The sequence below is a fragment of the Bradyrhizobium sp. AUGA SZCCT0158 genome (assembly GCF_018130065.1).
In the GTDB taxonomy this organism is placed as follows: Bacteria; Pseudomonadota; Alphaproteobacteria; order Rhizobiales; family Xanthobacteraceae; genus Bradyrhizobium.
This window is the reverse complement of the sequence record NZ_JAFCME010000009.1, coordinates 230855-250985: the sequence shown is the minus strand read 5'-3', so window position 1 is coordinate 250985 and position 20131 is coordinate 230855. Positions and strand designations below refer to the sequence as shown.

The window sequence follows — 20131 nt, the reverse complement described above, 5'->3', positions numbered from 1 at the left end:
GCCCCGAGAGGAACAGAGCTGTGCGTGATGAGAAAAATCAGCGACTGCTCGCGGCTGGGGAGGCCGTCCCCGGTTTGGTTACGGACCCGGGAAAATGACCGATCTCTCGCAGCGGACATTTCGCGCCGTCGCGCTGCAGCGCGCCGCATCGCCCGAACAGCTTGATCATCTCGTCCGCATTACCAGACCGTTCGACTGGATGCTGGTATTTGCCATTTGCATCGCCCTTATCGCAGCCGTCACATGGGGCATTGTCGGCCGCGTCCCTACCCGTGCTGAAGGCCAGGGCATTCTGATCAGCGGTGGCGGCCGCGTCGTCGAGGCGTCTTCTGCCGCCTCCGGCCGGTTGGCAACCATCAGCGTCATGGTCGGTGACCGCGTCACCCAGGGGCAACCGATCGCGGAGATCGTTCAGACCGACATCCAGCAACGCCACCAGGCTGCCGTCGAGGTGTTCCGCGAGAAGGAACGCCAGCACGCTGACCTGATCGACAAAACCAAGCGCGAGCTTGCGTCGAAGGCACAGAATTTTGCGAAGCTGGAAGCCGCGTTCAACCAGGTCATCAAGGCGACCACGCAGCGCATCGACTATCTGACGAACGATGTAAAAACCCTCGAGGATTTGATGGCGAAGGGATTGACGACGCGGCGCACGCTTGAGGAGCGGCGCCGGGACCTCACCGACGCCCAGCAACGAAAAGAAGATACGTTCAATGAAATCCTGAAGCTCCGGACGACACAGACCGATCTGGAAACCCAGCGCGAACGCGAGACCCAGACATCCGAGTTTGCCCTCAATGACGCTCGCCGGCAGATGGACTCCGCCGCGGGGCTGCTGACCCAGAATACCAGGATCGTCAGCCCGGTGGATGGCCGCGTGCTCGAAATCAAGGTCTCCGCGGGCGCCGTGCTTGCGGTCGGCGCACCTGTCGTCGCGATCGAAAGCGAAGGCCAGAAGCTGGAAGCCCTGATCTATATTCCCGCCGAGCGCGGCAAGAACGTCAAGCTAGGAATGCCGGTCCGCATCGAGCCAAGCACGGTCAAGCGCGAGGAATTCGGGACCATGGTCGGCACTGTCGTGACGATCTCGGATTTCCCGATGACGCCGCAGGGCATGGCAGCCGTCCTCCACAACGACAATCTGGTTACCCGGTTTTCAAAGGAAGGAGCCGCCTACGCCGCAACCGTCAGCCTGGAGCAGGACCCCGAAACCGTGAGCGGATACCGCTGGGCGGTTGGACAAGGGCCGCCGATCCGCCTAACCAGCGGAACGCTGACGCGCGCGGAAATCACCACTCGGCGGCAACGCCCGCTCGATCTGGTGGTGCCCCTCTTGAGGCGGTTGACCGGAATTGATGGATAGCGCCCCGCCGCAGCAACCGCTTCCGCCGCAGTTCCGGCCGCCTTCCCTCTGGCACCGGTTTCGAAGGCTGTTTTGGCGCAGGAACGTCAAGAAGACGCCGACCATTCTTCAGATGGAAGCCGTTGAGTGCGGCGCGGCGGCGCTGGCGATGGTGCTCGCGCACCACGGCGCGTGGATTCCACTGGAGCAGCTTCGCGTTTCGTGCGGCGTCTCGCGCGACGGCAGCAAGGCGAGCAACATCGTCCGGGCAGCGCGCACCTTTGGTTTCGACGCCAAGGGTTTTCGCAAGGAGCCCACGACGCTGCACGAACTGCCGATGCCCTGCATCATCCATTGGAATTTCAATCATTTCGTGGTGCTCGAGGGGATCGACGGCAACGACGTTTACATCAATGATCCCGCCACCGGACGCCGGCGCACCGACATGGCCGAGCTCGATCTCGCCTTCACCGGCGTTGCGCTCACCATGGAGCCGACGGCCGAATTCCAGCGATCGGGCAGCAAGCCGCAAGGCTTGCGATTGCTGCTGCGCGAGTTGCGCTCCTCGAAGACCCCCGTCGGCCTGCTGGTGCTCGTCAGCCTCGCGCTGGTGGTTCCCGCCATCGTCGCTGCCGGCTTTTCGAAGATTTTCATCGACAACATCCTGATCCAGCGCACCAGCAGCTGGTTCATTCCGCTCTTGATCGGCATGGCCTTGACCGCGATCATCCGCGCGCTGCTGACGCTGGTGCGCCAATCGCTGCTGCTGCGGCTGCAGACCAAGCTTTCGGTCGTCATGGTGAGCCGCTTTCTCTGGCATGTCATGGCGCTGCCGGTCGAGTTCTTCACCCAGCGTCACGCCGGCGATATCTCCAACCGCGTGGGCGCCAACGAGCAGATCGGCCGCCTGCTCTCGAGCGGTGTCGCGTCGAATGCGCTCAATCTGACGTCGATCGTCTTCTTCGCCGCGGCGATGGCCATCTACGATCTCCCGCTGGCCATCATTGGCGTGAGCATGACGCTGGCGAATGTGCTGGCGTTGAAGTTCATCGGAGGACGTCGCGAAGACCTCAGCCGCAGCCTCGCGCTGGAGCAAGGCAAGCTCGTCGGCTCCACCGTCAGCGCGGTGCGCAGCATCGAAACCCTCAAGGCCAGCGGTCTGGAGGACGAGGCGTTCGGCCAATGGGCCGGCATCCAGGCCAAGGCATTGAACGCCGAGCAGGAACTCGGTGCCTCTTCGATCTATCTTGATATGCTGCCGACGTTGTTCACGGGACTGACCGTGGCGGCGATTCTCGGCGTTGGCGGCCTGCGCGTCATCGAGGGATCGCTGACCCTTGGGGGCCTCGTGGCCTTCCAGTCCCTGATGGCAAGCTTCTCCGAACCGGTGACCGAACTCGTCAATTATTTCAGCAACGTGCAGACCATCAAGGGCGGGCTGGAGCGCCTGGAAGACGTCTACAATTATCCGCTCGGAAAGTCGGACAAGCCAGCGATCGCGCCCGAGCGCTTTCCGCCAAAACTGACCGGCCGGGTCGAGCTCAGCAATATCAAATTCGGCTACTCGATCCTGGAGCCGCCGCTGCTGGATGACATCTCGATCGACATCCATCCGGGTTCGCGGGTGGCCCTTGTCGGCGCCTCGGGAAGCGGAAAATCGACCCTCGGAAAGCTGATTTGCGGTCTCTACAGACCCTGGGCGGGCGAGGTTCGTGTCGACGGATGGAGTTTGCCGGAGATCCCGCCGCAGGTATTCGCTAATTCGATCACCTATGTCGACCAAGACATCTTCCTGTTCGAGGGTACGGCACGCGAAAACCTTACGCTGTGGGACTCGACCATCACCGAGGCCGATCTCTCGCAGGCATTGAAGGATGCCGTGATCCACGAAGACATCGCGACGCGGACGGGAAACTACGACTGCTATATCAACGAGGGCGGCACCAATTTCAGCGGCGGCCAGCGTCAGCGGATCGAGATCGCGCGGGCGCTGGTTTCCAATCCGTCGATTCTTGTCCTGGATGAGGCCACCGGCGCGCTCGATCCGATCACCGAAAAGATCATCGATGACAATCTGCGGCGGCGCGGCTGCACCTGCATCATCATTGCGCACCGCCTCAGCACCATCCGTGACTGCGACGAGATCATTGTGCTGCAGCAGGGCAAGATCGTCGAGCGGGGCACCCACGAACAACTGATGGGCGTTCAGGGCACGTACGCAAAACTAGTGGCGCAGGAATGAGTGAATCTCTCCTCCAGCAGGCCCACGCGATGGCCAATCAGGAAGCGACCGCCCATACGGCGGGCCATATCGCATTCGATGGACGGCATCCAAAGCTGCTCGATCACCGCGGCTACGCGCTCAAGATCACCGCAGGGCATGTCGATGTCTTCGCGGTGCGGCTTGTCGAAGGCAGTACCGACGGCGCCCGACACCATCTGTTTCGGGCCGAGACCGGCGAGATCATTCTCGATCTGCAGGAAGGCTTCAACCGGTCGGATCCGCAAATTCAAGTGCTCGCGGTCGGAAGCCCCGGCACCGAAGCGCAGCTCGTGCCGCGCATGGACGTTCAGTCCCTCGATCCGATCACCACCTGGATCAGGCGGCTTGCGCGGCTGATCGCCGGACCCAACCCGAGCTGGGACATGCTCGAAGTCGCGAGCGATGGCGCGGCCGAGATCCCGCCGGATGAACGGCGCCGCGGTCCTGCACGCAGCATGGTCTGGGTCTCCCTGCAAGCCGGGACGGCGAAGCCGATGGGGCTTGAACCGTCCATTGCCGCTGATGGAGCGCCGCTGCCGCTGACATCAGGCATGTGGATCGAGGCGGGTCAATCGGGCTGCAGCGCGCTCGGCAGCGAGGCGACGCCGGAAGCTGATCAATTGTGGCGCGCCGTCGACCAGTTCCATCTCAGCGTGGCCAGCTGCATCAGGGAATATCTGGCCCGCGACGTCGAGCGGGAGGCACGGCGCCTCGTGCTTCGTACCGAATTGATCACAACGCAGACCGCGGAATCCTTTGAACGCCTTTCCGACGTCGTCGTGCAGCGCTCCACCCACACCGAGATGGCGACCGACTCGGCGGATCCTTTGTTCAACGCCTGCCGGATCGTCGTGGAGGCGATCAAGATGCCGTTCTCCGTCCCGCCCCGCTCCGTCCTGGCCCAACCCGGGTTCAATGGCGCCGTCGAGATCGCACGCGCGGCACGCTTACGCGTGCGCCGGACGCTGTTGCGGGGCGAGTGGTGGACCGAGGACGCGGGGCCGCTGGTCGCATGGCACGGCGAGGCGCGAAATCCGGTCGCACTCATTCGCCGCGGAAACCGCCGCTATGTGATGCTCGACACAACAACGGGAACGCGGCGGCCCGTCGATCGGTCGGTTGCAATGGAACTGGCGCCGGAGGCCGTCTCGTTCTACCCGGCGCTTCCGGCTCGCCCGCTTCGGTTCCGCGACTTGTTGACTTTCGCATTCCGGCACTCCACCGGAAGCTTCCTTCGTATCGCAATTGCGATCGTCGCGATCGGCTTGTTGTCGCTGGTGACGCCGCTCATCACCAACGTCCTGATCAATTCGGTGATCCCCCGCAGCGAGCTTGATCAGCTCACGTTCTGCGCCCTCGCCCTCGCCGTCACGGCCATCGCCATCGCCAGCATCCAGACGATGGAGGGGCTGGCGATGCTGAAAGTCGAAGGCTTGATGGATTGGCGGCTGCAGGCCGCGGTGATCGACCGGGTACTCAGGCTGCCGACGTCGCTGTTTCGTGAGTACACGGTCGGCGATTTCGTCGACCGATCGATGGGCATCGACGCGGCGCGCCGGGTCTTCACCGGGCGCGCGCTACGCAGCATGCTGATGGGCGTGTTCGCCTGGTTCAGCATCGGCCTGATGCTTTACTATGATGTCAAATTGGGATTGATCGCACTGTTGCTGACGCTGATCCGCGCGCTGCTGATCATCGCCACCAGCGCGCTGCGTCTTTATTACGAGAACAAGTATTTTACCCAGCAGGGCAAGATCGACGGCTTCGTGCTGCAACTGATCACCGGCATCGGAAAGCTGCGCGTCGCCGACGCGACTGCGCGCGCGCTCGCCGTGTGGTCGAAGCAATTCGCCGCGCAGAAGCGCAATTTCATCTCGTCGCAGAAGGTCTCCAATGCCCTCGGCGTTTTCGAGACGGCGTATCCGCTGATCGCCACCCTCATCATCTTCGCGGCGGCGACATATCTGCAGAGCAAGCTGCTGCTGGATGTCGGCGGCTTCCTGGCGTTTTTCTCCGCGTTCGGGCAGTCGATGGCGTCGATCGGCGCCTGGGCATCCGGCATCAGCGAATCCCTGATCGCCATCCCCAGCATCACCCGCCTTCGGCCCTTGATTTCGGGGGCGGCCGAACTGTCGGACGAACGGAAATCCCCCGGCGAACTGTCCGGAACGATCGAGCTGTCACGCGTGACCTTCCGCTACACGCAAGGAGGTCCGCCCGTGCTCGAGAATGTCTCGCTCCGAATCGCGCAAGGCGAATACGTCGCCATCGTCGGTCCGTCAGGCAGCGGCAAGTCTTCGCTGTTCCGGCTGCTGCTGGGGTTCGAGAAGCCGGAGTCCGGTACGGTATTTCTGGACGGCAAGGCCATCGACACGCTCGACATCAGCGCGGTGCGCCGCCAGCTCGGCGTCGTGCTGCAAAACGGCAAGCTGGCAACCGGCAGCCTCTACGACAATATTTGCGGCGGCGTCCAGCTGCCGCTCGACCAGGCCTGGGAAGCGGCGCGGCTCGCCGGCCTGGAGGACGACATCAAGGCGATGCCGATGGGCATGAACACCGTGGTCGCCGAAGGCGTCAATACGCTGTCCGGCGGCCAGCGGCAGCGGATCATGATCGCCCGCGCGGTCGCGCGCCGGCCGCGTGTTCTGCTGTTTGACGAGGCGACGAGCGCGCTCGACAATCAGTCGCAGGCGATCGTCAGCAACTCGCTCGGCAACCTCAATGTGACCCGGATCGTCATTGCGCACCGGCTCTCTACTGTCCGCCAGGCGGATCGCATCATCGTGCTGGTCGACGGCAAGGTGGTGCAGACCGGAAGCTATGATGAGCTCAGCAATACACCTGGAATGTTTGCGTCCTTCGCCAAGCGCCAACTGCTTTAGTGATATGAATCACCCGGCGCGAACGTCGTTTCGCAGCGTGATGCCAATCACGGCGCCAGGCCGGCGCGGGTCTTAATCTCCTGACCATAGACGAAGCGGATTCTCCCTTCGCTAGAAACAGGAGGCGACCATGAACCACGAACTTCTCAATGACAAAGAGCTTTCCATCGTTAGCGGCGGCAAACCTGCCGGGCACGGCAGCGGCACCGGTGGCGGCACCGGCGGCGGCGGCGGCAACGGCACCGGTGGCGGCGACGGCCTCGGCTGGCTCCGTAACCTCATCCGCAACATCTTCCCCTTCTAAACGCTGAAGGTCTGACACCACGGAAGAGACCGCCTCAGCAGGCGGTCTCTTTTGTCTTATACGGTCGTTGCAGTGCCGCATTCCCCTTTTGCTGCGCAGCAGCGCGCGGCCATGACCGCCTGTCCGGACCCGCGCTCGGCCATCGACAGTTGCCGCAGCAAGCGACGGACCCTGATATTGCTCGCAGTCTCGCCCCTTCGGCGATAGCATCGCAGCATCGCAGTGGAAGTCGCCGATGAGTAAGCCAGGACCGGTATTTGCGTGGGGGAGGCTGTCGGAGGATCTCGCGTTGTTCAAGGCGCTCACGCCGGAGCAGCGATTCAAGACCTTTGATGCCATGGTCCGGCAAGATCTCGTCCGCGGCGAAATGCTGGTGGCGCAGGGGGACCCTGCCGACTCACTCTATATCGTTTTGCACGGTGCCCTCGCGGTACGCCGAACCGGCGACTCTCTCCCCATCGCCGAACTCCGCGCCGGCGAATTGGTCGGTGAAATCGGGTTCTTCGCCAACCTTGCCCGTACCGCCAATGTGATCGCCATCCGCGATACCAGCGTGCTCGTGCTGACGCGGGCCGCCTACCACAGCCTCGCGGAGAGCACGCCGGCGATTGCCGAGGCGCTGCTTGCAGCGCTCGCGCTTCGGTTTGCAAAGCGAACGGAACAGATTCCAACGACCCGCACCTCGCCGATGGCGCGCACGGTGGCGCTGATCGATGGTGGTTTTGAGCCGATTCCAGCCGACTTTTATCGGCGCATGCGCGAGACCCTCGCTAGGACCAACGCCCAGGTCGTCGATCCGGCCCGCGTCAGCTCGATGTTTCCCGGCCGCGAGCTGGATGCCCCCGAAGTCACCGACTGGCTCAACAAGCTCGAGCAGGTTTCGCCGCTCGTGATTTATCTCGGCAGCGGTGAGGTGCCGGCCTGGACGCGGAAGGCGATCCGGCAGGCGGACATGGTGGTGCTGGCATGTCGCGGAGATGCGCCTGCGGAAAGCCTGACAGATATCGAAACCTTCGCCTGCCAGGTGCATCCGGTGTCGGCCCGCCGGATCGTGCGTATCCATGACCGGCGCAGCGGCGAAGTCAGCGGCACCACGGCGTGGCTCGCGCGCCTGCCCTGCTTCATGCACCACCACGTCGCGCTCGAGGATCAGCTCGACATCGACAGCCTGATCCGCTTTCTGTCCGGGCGTGCGATTGGATTCGTGGCCGCGGGAGGCGGAAGCTTCGGATTCGCCCATGCCGGCATCTACAAGGCGTTTCGCGAGCGCGGCGTGATGTTCGATATCTTTGTCGGCACCAGCGTCGGCTCCGCCATGGCCGCCGGCTTCGCCAAGAACTTCGAGGCTGACCGTCTCGAACGCGGCGCCCACGAGATCTTCGTGAAGAGCCGCAGCTTCCGCCGCCCGACCTGGCCGCGATACGCTCTGCTGGATCACAAGGCGTTCGATCGCGCGCTCGCCGAACAGTACGGGGCGGAGTGCAGGATCGAGGACTGCTGGCGGCCGTTCGCGGCGGTCGCAACCAACCTTTCGACGCACTGCCTCGAGCTGATCCAGTCGGGGTTGCTCTGGCAGGCGGTGCGCGCATCGAGCGCCATACCCGGGCTGTTGCCGCCCTTCTACACCAGGGACGGCGCGATGCTGGTCGACGGATGCCTGATCGATAACGTCCCGCTGGATCCGATGCATCAACTCAAGAGCGGCCCCAATCTGGTCGTGCATTTCGGCGAACCCGAGGTCGAGACGTTTGACGTCGACTACGCGGCGTTGCCCGGCCGGCTGGAACTGGCTGCCGCGATGCTGGTGCCGTTCCGCAAGAAGCTGCTTCCGGCGGCGCCCAACGCGGTCAACGTGCTGTGGCGCAGTCTCGTCGCCCATCAGCGCTATGATACGATCCCGGCCGCACCGACCGATCACGTCATGCGGCCACCAATTCCGGCCGGAGTCGGCGTAACCGAATTCGAACGCCACACCGAGATTTTCGACTCAGCCTATCTCTGGGCGCGGGAGCGCATCACAGTGCTCGAAGCGGAGGGCAATTCCGCTATTGCCGCCATTCTAGGAAGCGGTGCGCTGACCAGGCTGTGAGCGCTACATCTGTCTTAAGTCGACAGCACGGCCCGCAACTCCGCGGCCAGCAGGCGCGGAACGGGGTCGCCGGGACACTCCGCAGCCAAGCCTTCAAACAACTGCGCCGCGCCGGTCTTATCGCCTTCGATCAATCGATACGCCGCAATATATCGTTCGCGCCAATCCGCCGAGGCCTCCGGCGGCCAGGGTTCAAAAACCTCGACGGGCACGTCAAGGCCGCGCAGTGACGCGACACCGAGCGGCCTGAACAGGGTTGTCGTGCAGCGCGCGGCCGCGAATGGCCCGACACAGATGGTCGATCCATAACGCTTGTTGAGCGCCTCCAGGCGCGCCGCCGAATTGATGGAATCGCCGTGGGCAGTGTAGTCGAGCTTTGACCTGATCCCGATATCGCCGACAATGGCTTCACCGGTTTCGATTCCGATACGCGTGCGGCCAAAGCCGATGTGAGACGGTTCGATCCGGGACTGGAATCCCTTCGCCCATATCCGGATCTCCTCGGCGCAGTCGAGCGCGCGTTGCGGATGATCTTTGAGATCGAGCGGCGCGTTGAAGAACGCGTGGACGGAGTCGCCGACGATCTTATCGACCATCCCGCCATGCTTCATCACAATGGCCGCCATCCCTTCAATATATTCGTCGAGCACCGCGACAAGCTGTTCGGGTCCTGCGCGATGCGTCATCGCGGTAAAGTCCTCGATGTCGGTCCACAGCGCGGTGATCTCGCGCTTCTCACCGCTCAACTTCAGGAGGCCCGGATTCTCAGCGATCCGCTTCACAACCGCCGGCGCCAGATGTTGCTCGAATCGGCTCCGGATGCGTGCTTCGCGACGGGCCACCAGCGCGTAAGAGCTGACGGAGGATGTCATGAAGACGAACAGCCCTCCGATGGACGGCATCACAGGATCGATCAACCGATCCCCGAGCAGAGACGCGAGGATCGCCCCCGACCAGAGAACCGCCAAAGCGGTCAGGCCGACAAAGGCACCCAACACCGGCGACAAAGCGGACGCCGCGACCACGGCGATCAATCCCATGATCAGGGTCAGAGCAAAGCCTAACGGAACCGCTTGTGGCGCCCGGCGCGCGTACATCTGCTGGATGGCATCGGCCTGAATCTCGACCGACGGGACAAGCGGATCAGTTGCCGTTTCGCGCAATCCGCCAAGCTCCGGCGCCGACCCGCCGATCAATACAATAGCGCCGGCAAGCCGCGCGCGATGCATGGCGTTGTTGCTCACGACGTCAGCAGCGGAGATCGTGCGCGCCTCCCGTTTGCGGATGTCGGCGCCGGCCAGTCGCAGCAGGCCGTCGCCGGGCAACGGCACGTCGAGATCGCCGACGATGATCCGCTGCGGGTTGGCATCGACGGAATAGGCCGGCGAGCGCTCAAACAGCCGGATCGCTTCCAGCGCCAGGCCCGGTCGCGTCGCTTCGCCGGCGCCGACGAGGAGCGGCACGCGCCTGATCCTGCCATCCGCGTCTCCGGGCAACGAAAGCGCGCCAAGCCCTTTCGCCGCGTCGACCAGCGGCGATACCGGGCCGAGGCCGCCGGTCATGCGCCAGAGACCGTCCAGCACGACCGGACGGCGTGCGAGAACCGGCACCCCTGGGACGCCGTCGACCTTGTCGGCATCGAGAACAAATCCGAGCGCCACCGGAACGCCCTTCATCGCCGCGGCGAGATGCTTGTCACCGTCGAGAAGACCGCCGGCGAGCGCGCTGATATCCTGATTGCCGGTGAGAGAGCCGAGCTGTCGCGCCAACGCGGCTGGAGAGCGGGTGTCCGCCTGTGTAAAGAGGACATCGATTCCAACGACGGCCGGCTTGCCACTGGCCACCGCTTCGACGAGGCGCGCCATCGTCTCGCGCGGCCACGGCCACGGCCCCAAAATGTCAAGCGTGCGCCGATCGATATCGACAACGACGACCGGAACAGCGCTTGCTGTCTCCTGCGGCTTCGATCGGCGGATCTGCCGGTCGGCCGCAAGCACCACATCGAATGCCCTTTCACGAGATACGTTCCGCCATTCCCTCGGCATCAACAATATGGCGGCGAGGAACAGCGCGAGCGCTAGAATGCCGGCAATCAGACCCGAATGAGTCTTGCCAAGCTGGCTAAGCATGAGACCCGTCAACTTCGGCGAGCTTGAGCGGATCGCAGAAGATTCGGTCCAGCGTGCGGCCAATGGCGCCGACTTCCTCCAGCTTGCCCAGTGCCTCGTTGATCTTGGGACGACTGGCGCCGAGTAGCAAGGCGAGTTCGCCCTGTGACATGCCGAGATCAAGCGGCAGCCGCTTTCCCGGCACGGGCTTGCGGTCGCCGATCGCGACCAGGAAGAAGCGCGCCAGCCGGACATGCATCGGATGGAGCGCGATCGACTCAAGTTGTCCGCTGGTGTCCCGCAGTCGGCTGCAGAGAAACGATATCAGCCGCTCGGACAGCACCGGCCGCGCGGTCCAAAGCTTGCGAAAATCCTCCTTGTCGAGCCGGTAGGTCGTCACCGCCGTGAGGGCGGTAGCGTCGGCGCTCCTTGTGCCGCCATCAAGCGCCGCAATTTCACCGAGCAGTTCGCCCACTGTCGCATGACGAAAGCTCAATTCGCGACCATCCTCGGTGGCGATCGCCAGTCGCACACGTCCTTCCGCGACGAGGTAAAGGCCCGTCGCGCGCTCGCCGCGCGTAAACAGCGCCTGTCCCTTTTTGAATTTGGCTTCGCGAAACGACGGAATGCAGGCCTCGAGATCCTCGAGAGCCAGGCCCTTGAAGAGTTCGGTTTTCGACAGAAGAGAAACGAGAGTATCTTTGCTGGACATTTGTCGCCTGAATGAAAGGCCTCGGTTTGCAATGATTTGACGTCAGACCGGAAAATCTCTTCGCGTCTTCAGGATCTCCATCGTGAAGTTTTCCTGCATGCCGTGCGAAATTGATCAGACAAGCTAACTGACGCTGTCCAAAGCGCCGCGAATCCGCTCCGTGCCCCACTTGGTGGCCGCGGAGGGTTTCGAACCCGGAGTGGCCAGGTTTGTCCCCTCTCCCGCCTGTAGCACGACCTCGCTCCCGCCTCCGGAAACAGTGACTGTGCCGTGATCGACAAACACGCCAAAAACGCCGTTGCTCGGTCCGGCAAAGAATTTTGTGCCACGGACGGCAATGAGGCCGTAGGAACTCCTGATCTTCATTGCGACGGGCCGGCTTCCACTCGGCCGGTCAAAAAGCAACGGACCGGACTGCAGCGAGATTTCGCCTCCGGTGGTCGAAAGAAACTGGTCAATGACCAGTTGCGCCTTTTCGCCGAGCTTGATCGTCGTGTCCTCGCCCATCAACATCGTCAGGCGGGAGGATGGCCCCGTCCCGACGCGATCTCCGACAAAAAGCGAGGATGCTTTCTGCAAAGGCCGCTGCTGGTTGCTCGCATCGACAAACGCTTCGCCCTTGATCTCTTCAACGCGGCCGGCAGGATCGGCGGCGCGCACTGGCGAACTGAGGGCTGCTGACGCAAGCAGCGTGCCGACGAAGCCCAAGAGCTCTCGTCGATCGAACGGATGCCCGAAATATCGCCGCGATCCCTGAAGCATGAAACGCATCGTACAATCCGCTCTATTGCGGGATTGATGCTAGCGGAGCAGCCAAGTGCAGGCAACCGGAAGCCAACAATGGCAGGCCTCCAGTGTGATCTCACTACCGAACCGCCGATCAGCTCAAGTGCAAATCGTAAACCAAATGGATGACACGCGGCCGCCACCGATGTTCTCGAGCCCGCATCGAGCGCGTTTGGATGCTGTCACGACAAATCGCTGCGACAAATTGCAGCGCTGGCTTCCTCAAGTCTGAACTCTCTCTGCCGCATGCGGGAGAGAGACGCCGAACCACCTCAAGGCTCTCGGGTCTTCACAATTGCCAGGTCCGCAGCTCACTTCACTCCCATATAGTTCCTTATTTTCCAACGTGTTATCAGGCATGCAACCACTCGAATGCTTGCTGTCTTGAGCTGTTCCCCAGGGAACAGCGGGGTAAAGCGCCGTCCCCTATGCTCTGCCGCCGACGTGAGGCTAGCGATAACCGCTGCCGGTCGGACGAGATGGAGAAAGTCATGATCACCCGGCCCAGCAACACCCACAGCCAACTCGGCGACAACGAACCCAATGCCGTCGTCGGCGGTCACCGCAAGTTTCGCTATAAAACGATGTACGGCCGCACCTATGCCATCGGCTACGTCAACGGCCGCACCCTGATGGTAAGGGTCGACTGATTAGCCAGAGGATACGGCCATCATCACCGTATCCTTGCAGGTTGATGATTTGCTTGATGCGGACGAAAGAGAATGGGACAGCAATTCGCTGTCCCATCCTTTGCGCGGTTTGATGGACACTCTCAGTGACGTCTTCCGCGAGGCCTCAGCGATCTCGACGATGCCGCCTCGGCAGCTTATGCGTCGAGCCCTTCCGGGGGGCGATGTCGCGAACCGTCATGCGCGTTCGAGCAAGGCGGCAAGGCGCGGATCGCTGTACTTGCTGGCGGCTCCAGCGCGGCGCAGGTCCTCTGCATACATCTCCAGCATGGCACGGATGACGGCAGGGTGCTTTGGCGCCACGTTGGTCGTTTGCTTTGGATCGGAGCGCAGATCATAGAGTTCGACCGGCTCGCTCGGCGTAGCGTAGAGCAGCGACCAGCCTTTCGTGGTGATGGTGACAGGTTGCCATTCGACCACCGTCCGCATCAGATCGTCGACCACTTCGACCGTCTCGCCGGGATTGGCGAGCGGCAGGGCCGTCAGCACGTGATCGCGCCCTTCGAAGGGCTGACCGCGGACCGCAGGAAGCAGCGAGAGTCCCTGCATCTCCGCCTGGCGCGGCAGGCCGGCCATGTCGCAGATCGTGGGAGCGAGGTCGAGCGCGCAGGTCAGCTTGCTGGTTCGTCCGGGCTTTGCGCCCGGCACATGGATCAGCAGCGGCACCCTGGCGATTTCCTCGTAGAGCGGCGAACGCATCCACGTCGCTTCGCCGGGCGCCCTGCGGACCATCTTGCCCATCAACCCATGCTCTCCCAGCAGAAAGCCGTGGTCCGAGACGAAGATGATGGCGGTGGAGTCCTCGATGCCGAGATAGACGAGTTGGTCGAGCAGATGCCCGATCCAGCGATCGACCAGTTCGAGTTCGCCGCTGTAGAGCGCGCGCGCCACCGCGATGTCGCGATCGGTCATGCCGTGCTTCTTGCAGTCGCCATAGGGCGGGTGCACGCGTTCGCCGGCATAGTCGGGAAGATAGTGTCTGACGTAATAGGCGGGCGGGTCCCACGGTTCATGCGGATCCCAGGTGTCGACCAGCGCAAAGAACTTATCCTGGTAGATTTCCTCCAGGCACTTAGCTGCCTGCACCATGGTGATCGGTGCCGGGCAATCCATCTCGCCGGTGCGCGGATCGGGCTTCACCTTGCCGGTGATCGGCCATTGCGGAAGCTTGCCTTCGCCCTGGCGCTTGGTCTTGTTGGGTGCGGTGTAGGAGCTGTAATGCGGCGTTCCCAGAAGCTGGGATTTCATGTCGTAGAAGAAGTTGAAGCCGCGATCATATGAATAGCCGTTGACCTGGTAGAACGGCGTGTCCACCACGCCGAGCGTCGTGTAACCCGCTTCGGTCAATGAGGTCGCAATCGAGCGATCGGCGCGTGGCAGCGCGCCCCAGCCGACGCCGGCAAAGGCAGGCTTGCCGGTGAGATAGTCGTAGCGCGCAGGCACTGTCGGAAAGCTCGACGCATAATAGCGATCGAAGACCATCGAGCGCGCGGCGAGCCGATCAAGATTGGGAGTTCGGACGTGGCCCCCGTTGTAGCCGAGCATGTCCCAGCGGACAGTGTCGGATACGATCATCAAAATGCGTTGCACCACGCAAACCTCCCATTTTCTGCATTCTTTTTTAGTAATATATCACATATCACATAACGGCGGTCAGCTGTAATATGTCACACGTTACATTTACTCACCCGCGAGTTTCGGGTAGTGACAGCCATGGATCTTCGACAAATCGGCGCATCGAGCCTGGTGTCCGGGCCCAGCCTGCGGGAGCAAGCCAGGCAGGTGATCCGTGGACTGATCATCACAGGACAGATGCAACCCGATCAGCTCTATTCCGTCCCGCGTCTCGCGATCGATCTCGGCGTCTCGGCGACACCCGTCCGCGAAGCTCTGCTCGATCTCGCGCGCGAAGGCCTGCTTGAGCCCGTGCGAAATCGCGGCTTTCGCGTGGTCTCGCTGTCGCCTGGCGAACTCAACGATATCTTCGCGATCCGCGTGCTGCTGGAAGTGCCTGTTGTCGCCGAGATCGCGCGGGCCCGCCTCACACCCGCGCAGACAGAGCATCTGCGCGAACTTGCCGAAGCCACGAAGCGCGCCGCTGATGACGGCAATCTCATTGAGTTCCTGGAGACCGATCGCCAATTCCACATTGGCCTCATCGCCACACTCGGCAACAAGCCCCTCGCCGACCTGGTCGAGACGCTACGCGATCGCGTTCGGCTTCACGGCTTCAAGAATGGATCGACCCGCGAGCATATCGCGCAGTCGGCCAGCGAGCATTTCCAGTTGCTCGACGCGCTGTCGAAGCAGGATGAGGCCGGCGCTGTTGCGGTGATGCGCCGCCACCTCGAACGTTCGCGGCATGTCTGGGGCGAAGGCGATCGCAAGCCGCACACCTGAAGGTCAGACCTGGATCGAGGTCAGCTTCTTCAGGCACCGCAGCGCGAACGACGATCGGCTGTGGCGGATGCCCGGAATGCGATAGAGCTTTTCTCGCAAGAAGCGTTCGTAGCCGGCCGTACTCTCGACGGCGACCTTGACCAGATAGTCATAATCTCCTGTCGTGAGATAGGCCTCGATCACTTCGGGCAAACCAGCGAGCAATTCTCCGAACCGCTCCAGCACCTCCTCATCGTGACGGTCGAGCGTGATTTCGATGATCACTGTTTCCGGCAGACCGAGCTTCTCCTGATTGAGGAGCGCAACATAGCCGTCGATGTAACCCTGCTTCTCCAGTCGTTTGAGTCTGTTCCAGCATGGCGTCGTGGATAGCCCGACCTTGTCGGCCAACTCCGCCGTCGTGAGCCGTGCATCGGCTTGCATCGCCCGCAAGATGCGCCGGTCGGTCTCGTCAAGGCGCAGTGAGTCTTTCCGCCGCGTCGCTTTCATGACCGAGAACTCTATTCTGGGTATTGGTTCATTTCCGAGGATAATTATATCGGTATATTGCCAAATTTCCAGACGAAAGGAAGCCTCTTCTCAGGAAACACGGATACAACTTCTCCAAATTTGAAGGGGATGCCGTGTTCATTCTGGAGCTGCACGCAAGCGATCTACATGCCGCGCTCGGTCGCCTTCTCGACCAGGTGCGCGTCGCCGACCTTCGGCTGGCGGCCGTCGATGCCCGCCAGGAAGCCGGCGAATACAAGATCCAGGCTTCCATCGACGTCCGTGACCGCCAGGCCGTCGAAAGGCTCGCCCGCCGCGTCGGCGCGATCATCGGCGTTGCCGCGATCGAGGTGAGAGGCGGACGTCAGCACGCGATACTGGCGGCCGCCCCATGATCTCACCCGATCAGGCGCGCAATGGTCGCCGCAACAGCTTCCGACAGGTCCGCTAACCGTCCCTCGCGAGGCGGCTATTCCCAAGACCAGGCGGAGAAGTCATTTTCGAATTGCGGGACTTCCTTCCACACACCCTTCAGCTTCTTGCTCGCAATGGTGATCCATTGCGGCTGGAACAGGAAGCCGGCAACCGCATCGGTAGCCAGCATGCGCTGCGCGTCGCCGAGCAATTTGGCGCGTTCGGCCTCGGCCGGTGTCGCCTTGATCTGCTGGTAGAGCGCGTTGAAGGCCTCGTTGTTATAGCCGAGATAATAGTCAGGCTCGGTTATCTTCACGAGATCGAACGGCTCGACATGCGAGACGATGGTGAGATCGAAATTGTGCGGGCCGTTGCCGGCAAACACCTGTGACAGCCACTGCGCCCATTCGACGTTCTCGATCTTGGCTGTTATGCCGACTTTGGCGAGCTGGGCCGCGAGGATTTCCCCGCCGTTGCGCGCATATGATGGCGGTGGCAGCTTGAGGCTGAGCTCCAGCGGCGTTTTGACTCCCGCTTCTGCCAGCAGCTTCTTGGCCTTTTCCGGGTCGTATGGATTGATGCCGGTCGTGTCGACATAGCCGAGCGATCCCGGCGTATAAAAGCTGCCGATCGGCGTGCCAAAGCCATCGACGGCGCCGTCGATCATCGCCTTGCGATCGATGGCCGCGAGAATGGCGCGGCGGACCCGCACATCGTCGAGCGGCTTCCTCTTCTGGTTGATGCCGACGATGGTCTTGGCCCTAGAGCCGCCAATCAGGACATTGAAGCGCGGATCGGCCTTGAATTGCGCCACGCTGCGCGCCACCGCGCCGCGCGGAAACACGTCGATGTCGCCCGACAGCAGCGCCGCGACCTGCGCGGCGGGATCGCCGATGAAGCGGATGGTCACCTTGGAAAGCTTGATCGCGGCGGCGTTGCGATAATCTGGCCATTTGTTCAGGGTGATCGACGATCCCTTGGCCCAGGCACCGAGCGTATAGGGTCCGGTGCCGACTGGCTGCGTTGCATTGGTCGGCGCGCTCTTCGGCTCGACGATCGAGCCGCCGGCCTGACCGATCAGGAACGGCAGGTTCGGTTCGGAATATTTGAGCACGACCACGATCGTCTCCGCGTCGGGCGCGGTGACCGACTCAAACCCCTGATACAGGCTCTTGTCCTTGTTGGTGCTGGTCGGCGCCGCGTTGCGATCGTAGGAGAACTTTACCGCAGCGGAATCGAACGGCTCGCCGTTGTGGAATTTGATGCCCTTGCGGAGCTTGAACGTATAGGTCTTCAGGTCTTCCGACGCCTTCCAACTCTCGGCGAGCAAGGGCGATACCGAACCGTCCTCGTTGATCTTGGTCAACGTCTCATAGAGGTTATAGAGCGTGACCTCGGCAATGGCGGCCGCGGCTGCGTTGGTGGGATCGAGCCCCGGCGGCTCCAGCGTCATGCCCATGACGACGCTGTCCTTCTTGCCCTGCGCCAGGCTCGGCAGCGGCGCGACGGCGAACGCGGCCACAACTGCAAAAATGGCTAACTTTCTGAACATCGCTTGCTCCCCTGACATATCGCGCGACCAGATTAAGCCAGTCCCGCATAAAAGGCTAACTCTCCTCCGACGCTACCGGAGGCAATGCCATGACAGTCTCGGCGCGATGGCACGCGGCTGATTGCAACGGACCCACCTTGCGCAGCGCAGGCGCGACCTCGCGACAGTACTGGTCGGCGAGCGCACAGCGTGACGCGTAGGGACATCCCGTTGCGCCCACCGAATGCGAGGCGATCACCTGCGCACCGCGACGCCGGCGCACACCGCCGGCCCGGGCGCGCGGCACCGCCTCGAGCAGCGCCCGCGTGTAGGGATGGGCGCAATGCGCGAACAGATCCTCAGGGCTCCCCTGCTCGACGATCCGACCGAGATACATCACTGCGATCTCGTCGCAGAGATAATCCACCACCGCCAGATCGTGGCTGATCAGGACGTAGCTCAACCCGAACTGATCCTGCAGGTCTTGCAGGAGATTGAGCACCTGCGCCTGCACGGAGACGTCGAGCGCGCTGACCGGCTCGTCGGCGACGATCAGTTTTGGCTGGGTGATCAGCGCGCGCGCGATCGCGATCCGCTGGCGCTGGCCGCCGGAGAATTCATGCGGGAACTTGTCCATATCGGCCTCGCGCAGTCCGACCTGCCGCAGCACGTCGGCAACGCGCTGACGCAGCGTGGCGCGATCCATGCGTCCGAGCGCGGTCAAGGGCTCCGCGACGATGCGCGCAATGGTCTGTCGCGGGTCCAGCGAGCCGTAGGGATCCTGAAACACCATCTGAAAATCACGCCGGGCGCGGCGTAACTCGTCAGCCGGCAGCCGGTTCAGGTCGCGGCCCATGAGCGAAACCGAACCCGACGATGGCCGCTCCAGCGCCATCACCAGCCTCGCGAAGGTCGACTTGCCCGATCCGGACTCGCCGACCACACCGAGGCTTCGGCCCGCCGTTACCTGTGCGGTGACACCGTTGAGCGCATGCACCTGTCCGGCCGGCTTGAACACGCTTTCGCGCGGCAAGATGTAGCGCTGCGCCAGATCTTTCACATCGAGCAGCGGCAGTTCGGCGGACGATGACACCTGGTCCAGCATGGTCATGCGCCCAAAACTCCAACCGCTTCGGCCATGGAAACATCCGTCCTGAGACAGCGCACGCCGTGGCCGGCGCCGACGTCCACCGCGGCCGGCGGCGCCACGCGGCAACGATCCTCGACGATCGCGCAGCGGTCGGCGAAAGTGCAACCGGAGGGCAGATCGGCCAGCTCGGGCACGGTGCCGGCGATAGTCTTCAGCCGGGTGCCCTTGCGCGCACCAAGGCGCGGGCGAGCGCGAAACAGACCCTGCGTATAGGGATGTCCCATGCGCGTGAACACCGCTTCCGTCGCGCCGCTTTCGACGACGGTGCCGCCATACATTACCATCATCCGCTGCACATTCTCGGCGATGACGCCGAGATCGTGCGAGATCAGAATCATCGACATGCCGCGCTCGGCAACGATATCCGCGATCAGGTCGAGGATCTGTCCCTGGATGGTGACATCGAGCGCCGTGGTCGGTTCATCGGCGATCAGCACGTCGGGCTGGCAGGCCAGCGCCATGGCAATGGTAACGCGCTGCCGCTGCCCTCCGGAGAACTGGTGCGGATAGGCATCGACGCGTTTCGCCGCATCGGGCAGCCCGACACGATCGAGCAAGGCGATGGCCTGCTTGCGCGCCTCTCCCGCCGAACAATTGGTGTGGCGCCGCAATGGTTCGGCCACCTGGCGGCCGATCGTGTGCATCGGATTGAGCGCGGTCATCGGCTCCTGGAAGATCATGCTGATGCGATTACCACGCAGCTTGCAGTAATGCGCATCCGGCAGACCCACCAATTCGCTACCGTCGAGGCGGATGCTGCCGCTGATGACGGCGCTGTCGGGCAGCAGGCCCATCAGCGCCAGCGCGGTGACGGATTTGCCGCATCCGGATTCGCCGACGAGGCCCAGGGTCTCGCCGCGCCTCAGCGAGAAACTGACGCCGCGAACGGCCTGCGCGGGGCCGCGGCTGGTGTTGAGCCGCACGCCGAGGTCGCTGACTTCGATCAAAGGCGCGTTGGCGGACACGGTCATG

The 20131-nt window shown here is 62.9% G+C and carries 16 protein-coding genes; 8 read left to right on the top strand and 8 right to left on the bottom strand.

The window, feature by feature from the left end; genetic code table 11:
• The first annotated feature begins 94 nt into the window (after nt 1–94).
• The 5 genes from JQ574_RS15745 to JQ574_RS15725 all read left to right on the top strand — a co-directional run bounded on the left by JQ574_RS15745 (nt 95) and on the right by JQ574_RS15725 (nt 8880).
• A complete protein-coding gene (locus tag JQ574_RS15745) occupies nt 95–1363 on the top strand; it encodes an NHLP bacteriocin system secretion protein (RefSeq protein WP_212211131.1) in 1269 nt (422 codons plus the stop codon).
• Between the two features lie 67 nt (nt 1364–1430).
• Complete coding sequence (locus JQ574_RS15740; protein ID WP_409411227.1) at nt 1431–3584, top strand: NHLP family bacteriocin export ABC transporter peptidase/permease/ATPase subunit; 2154 nt, start codon at nt 1431–1433, stop codon at nt 3582–3584.
• Nucleotides 3581–6487, top strand: a complete 2907-nt coding sequence (locus JQ574_RS15735; protein ID WP_249119366.1) for an NHLP bacteriocin export ABC transporter permease/ATPase subunit — start codon at nt 3581–3583, stop codon at nt 6485–6487. Before JQ574_RS15740 ends, JQ574_RS15735 begins: the two co-directional genes overlap by 4 nt.
• 130 nt (nt 6488–6617) lie before the next feature.
• The gene (locus JQ574_RS15730) at nt 6618–6791 is read left to right on the top strand and encodes a hypothetical protein (RefSeq protein ID WP_212211128.1); all 174 of its coding nucleotides are present in this window, start codon (nt 6618–6620) and stop codon (nt 6789–6791) included.
• A gap of 235 nt (nt 6792–7026) precedes the next feature.
• A complete protein-coding gene (locus JQ574_RS15725) occupies nt 7027–8880 on the top strand; it encodes a patatin-like phospholipase family protein (protein WP_212211127.1) in 1854 nt (617 codons plus the stop codon).
• A 14-nt stretch (nt 8881–8894) separates the two neighbouring features.
• Here the strand turns inward: JQ574_RS15725 and JQ574_RS15720 are convergent, their stop codons facing one another.
• The 3 genes from JQ574_RS15720 to JQ574_RS15710 form a co-directional block, all read right to left on the bottom strand.
• Nucleotides 8895–11009: a CHASE2 domain-containing protein gene (locus JQ574_RS15720; protein WP_212211125.1), complete on the bottom strand. Its 2115-nt coding sequence runs from the start codon at nt 11007–11009 to the stop codon at nt 8895–8897.
• On the bottom strand, nt 11002–11700 hold the full coding sequence (locus tag JQ574_RS15715) for a Crp/Fnr family transcriptional regulator (protein ID WP_212383676.1): 699 nt from the start codon (nt 11698–11700) through the stop codon (nt 11002–11004). The genes JQ574_RS15720 and JQ574_RS15715 overlap by 8 nt, the downstream gene beginning before the upstream one ends.
• 123 nt (nt 11701–11823) lie before the next feature.
• Complete coding sequence (locus tag JQ574_RS15710) at nt 11824–12471, bottom strand: FecR domain-containing protein (RefSeq protein WP_212211123.1); 648 nt, start codon at nt 12469–12471, stop codon at nt 11824–11826.
• Between the two features lie 506 nt (nt 12472–12977).
• On the opposite strand from JQ574_RS15710, the gene JQ574_RS15705 reads away from it, so the two are divergent.
• Nucleotides 12978–13136 (top strand): hypothetical protein, encoded by a 159-nt coding sequence (locus tag JQ574_RS15705; protein WP_212211121.1) that lies wholly within the window; start codon nt 12978–12980, stop codon nt 13134–13136.
• A 216-nt stretch (nt 13137–13352) separates the two neighbouring features.
• On the opposite strand, the gene JQ574_RS15700 is transcribed toward JQ574_RS15705, so the two are convergent.
• Entirely contained in the window at nt 13353–14768 is a 1416-nt protein-coding gene (locus JQ574_RS15700; protein WP_212211119.1) for a sulfatase, read from the bottom strand.
• A gap of 120 nt (nt 14769–14888) precedes the next feature.
• On the opposite strand from JQ574_RS15700, the gene JQ574_RS15695 reads away from it, so the two are divergent.
• The gene (locus tag JQ574_RS15695) at nt 14889–15575 is read left to right on the top strand and encodes a GntR family transcriptional regulator (RefSeq protein ID WP_212211114.1); all 687 of its coding nucleotides are present in this window, start codon (nt 14889–14891) and stop codon (nt 15573–15575) included.
• Between the two features lie 3 nt (nt 15576–15578).
• Here JQ574_RS15695 and JQ574_RS15690 read toward each other — a convergent pair whose 3' ends face one another.
• Nucleotides 15579–16064: an Lrp/AsnC family transcriptional regulator gene (locus tag JQ574_RS15690; protein ID WP_212034820.1), complete on the bottom strand. Its 486-nt coding sequence runs from the start codon at nt 16062–16064 to the stop codon at nt 15579–15581.
• A 134-nt stretch (nt 16065–16198) separates the two neighbouring features.
• On the opposite strand from JQ574_RS15690, the gene JQ574_RS15685 reads away from it, so the two are divergent.
• Entirely contained in the window at nt 16199–16459 is a 261-nt protein-coding gene (locus JQ574_RS15685; protein ID WP_212211113.1) for a hypothetical protein, read from the top strand.
• 74 nt (nt 16460–16533) lie between these two features.
• On the opposite strand, the gene JQ574_RS15680 is transcribed toward JQ574_RS15685, so the two are convergent.
• From JQ574_RS15680 to JQ574_RS15670, 3 genes are read right to left on the bottom strand one after another with little or no spacing between them, the layout of a single operon-like run.
• Nucleotides 16534–18030, bottom strand: coding sequence for an ABC transporter substrate-binding protein (locus JQ574_RS15680; protein ID WP_212211112.1), 1497 nt, complete (start codon nt 18028–18030; stop codon nt 16534–16536).
• A 55-nt stretch (nt 18031–18085) separates the two neighbouring features.
• Nucleotides 18086–19120 (bottom strand): ABC transporter ATP-binding protein, encoded by a 1035-nt coding sequence (locus JQ574_RS15675; RefSeq protein ID WP_249119365.1) that lies wholly within the window; start codon nt 19118–19120, stop codon nt 18086–18088.
• Nucleotides 19117–20130: an ABC transporter ATP-binding protein gene (locus tag JQ574_RS15670; RefSeq protein ID WP_212211111.1), complete on the bottom strand. Its 1014-nt coding sequence runs from the start codon at nt 20128–20130 to the stop codon at nt 19117–19119. Before JQ574_RS15670 ends, JQ574_RS15675 begins: the two co-directional genes overlap by 4 nt.
• Nucleotide 20131 lies beyond the last annotated feature (1 nt).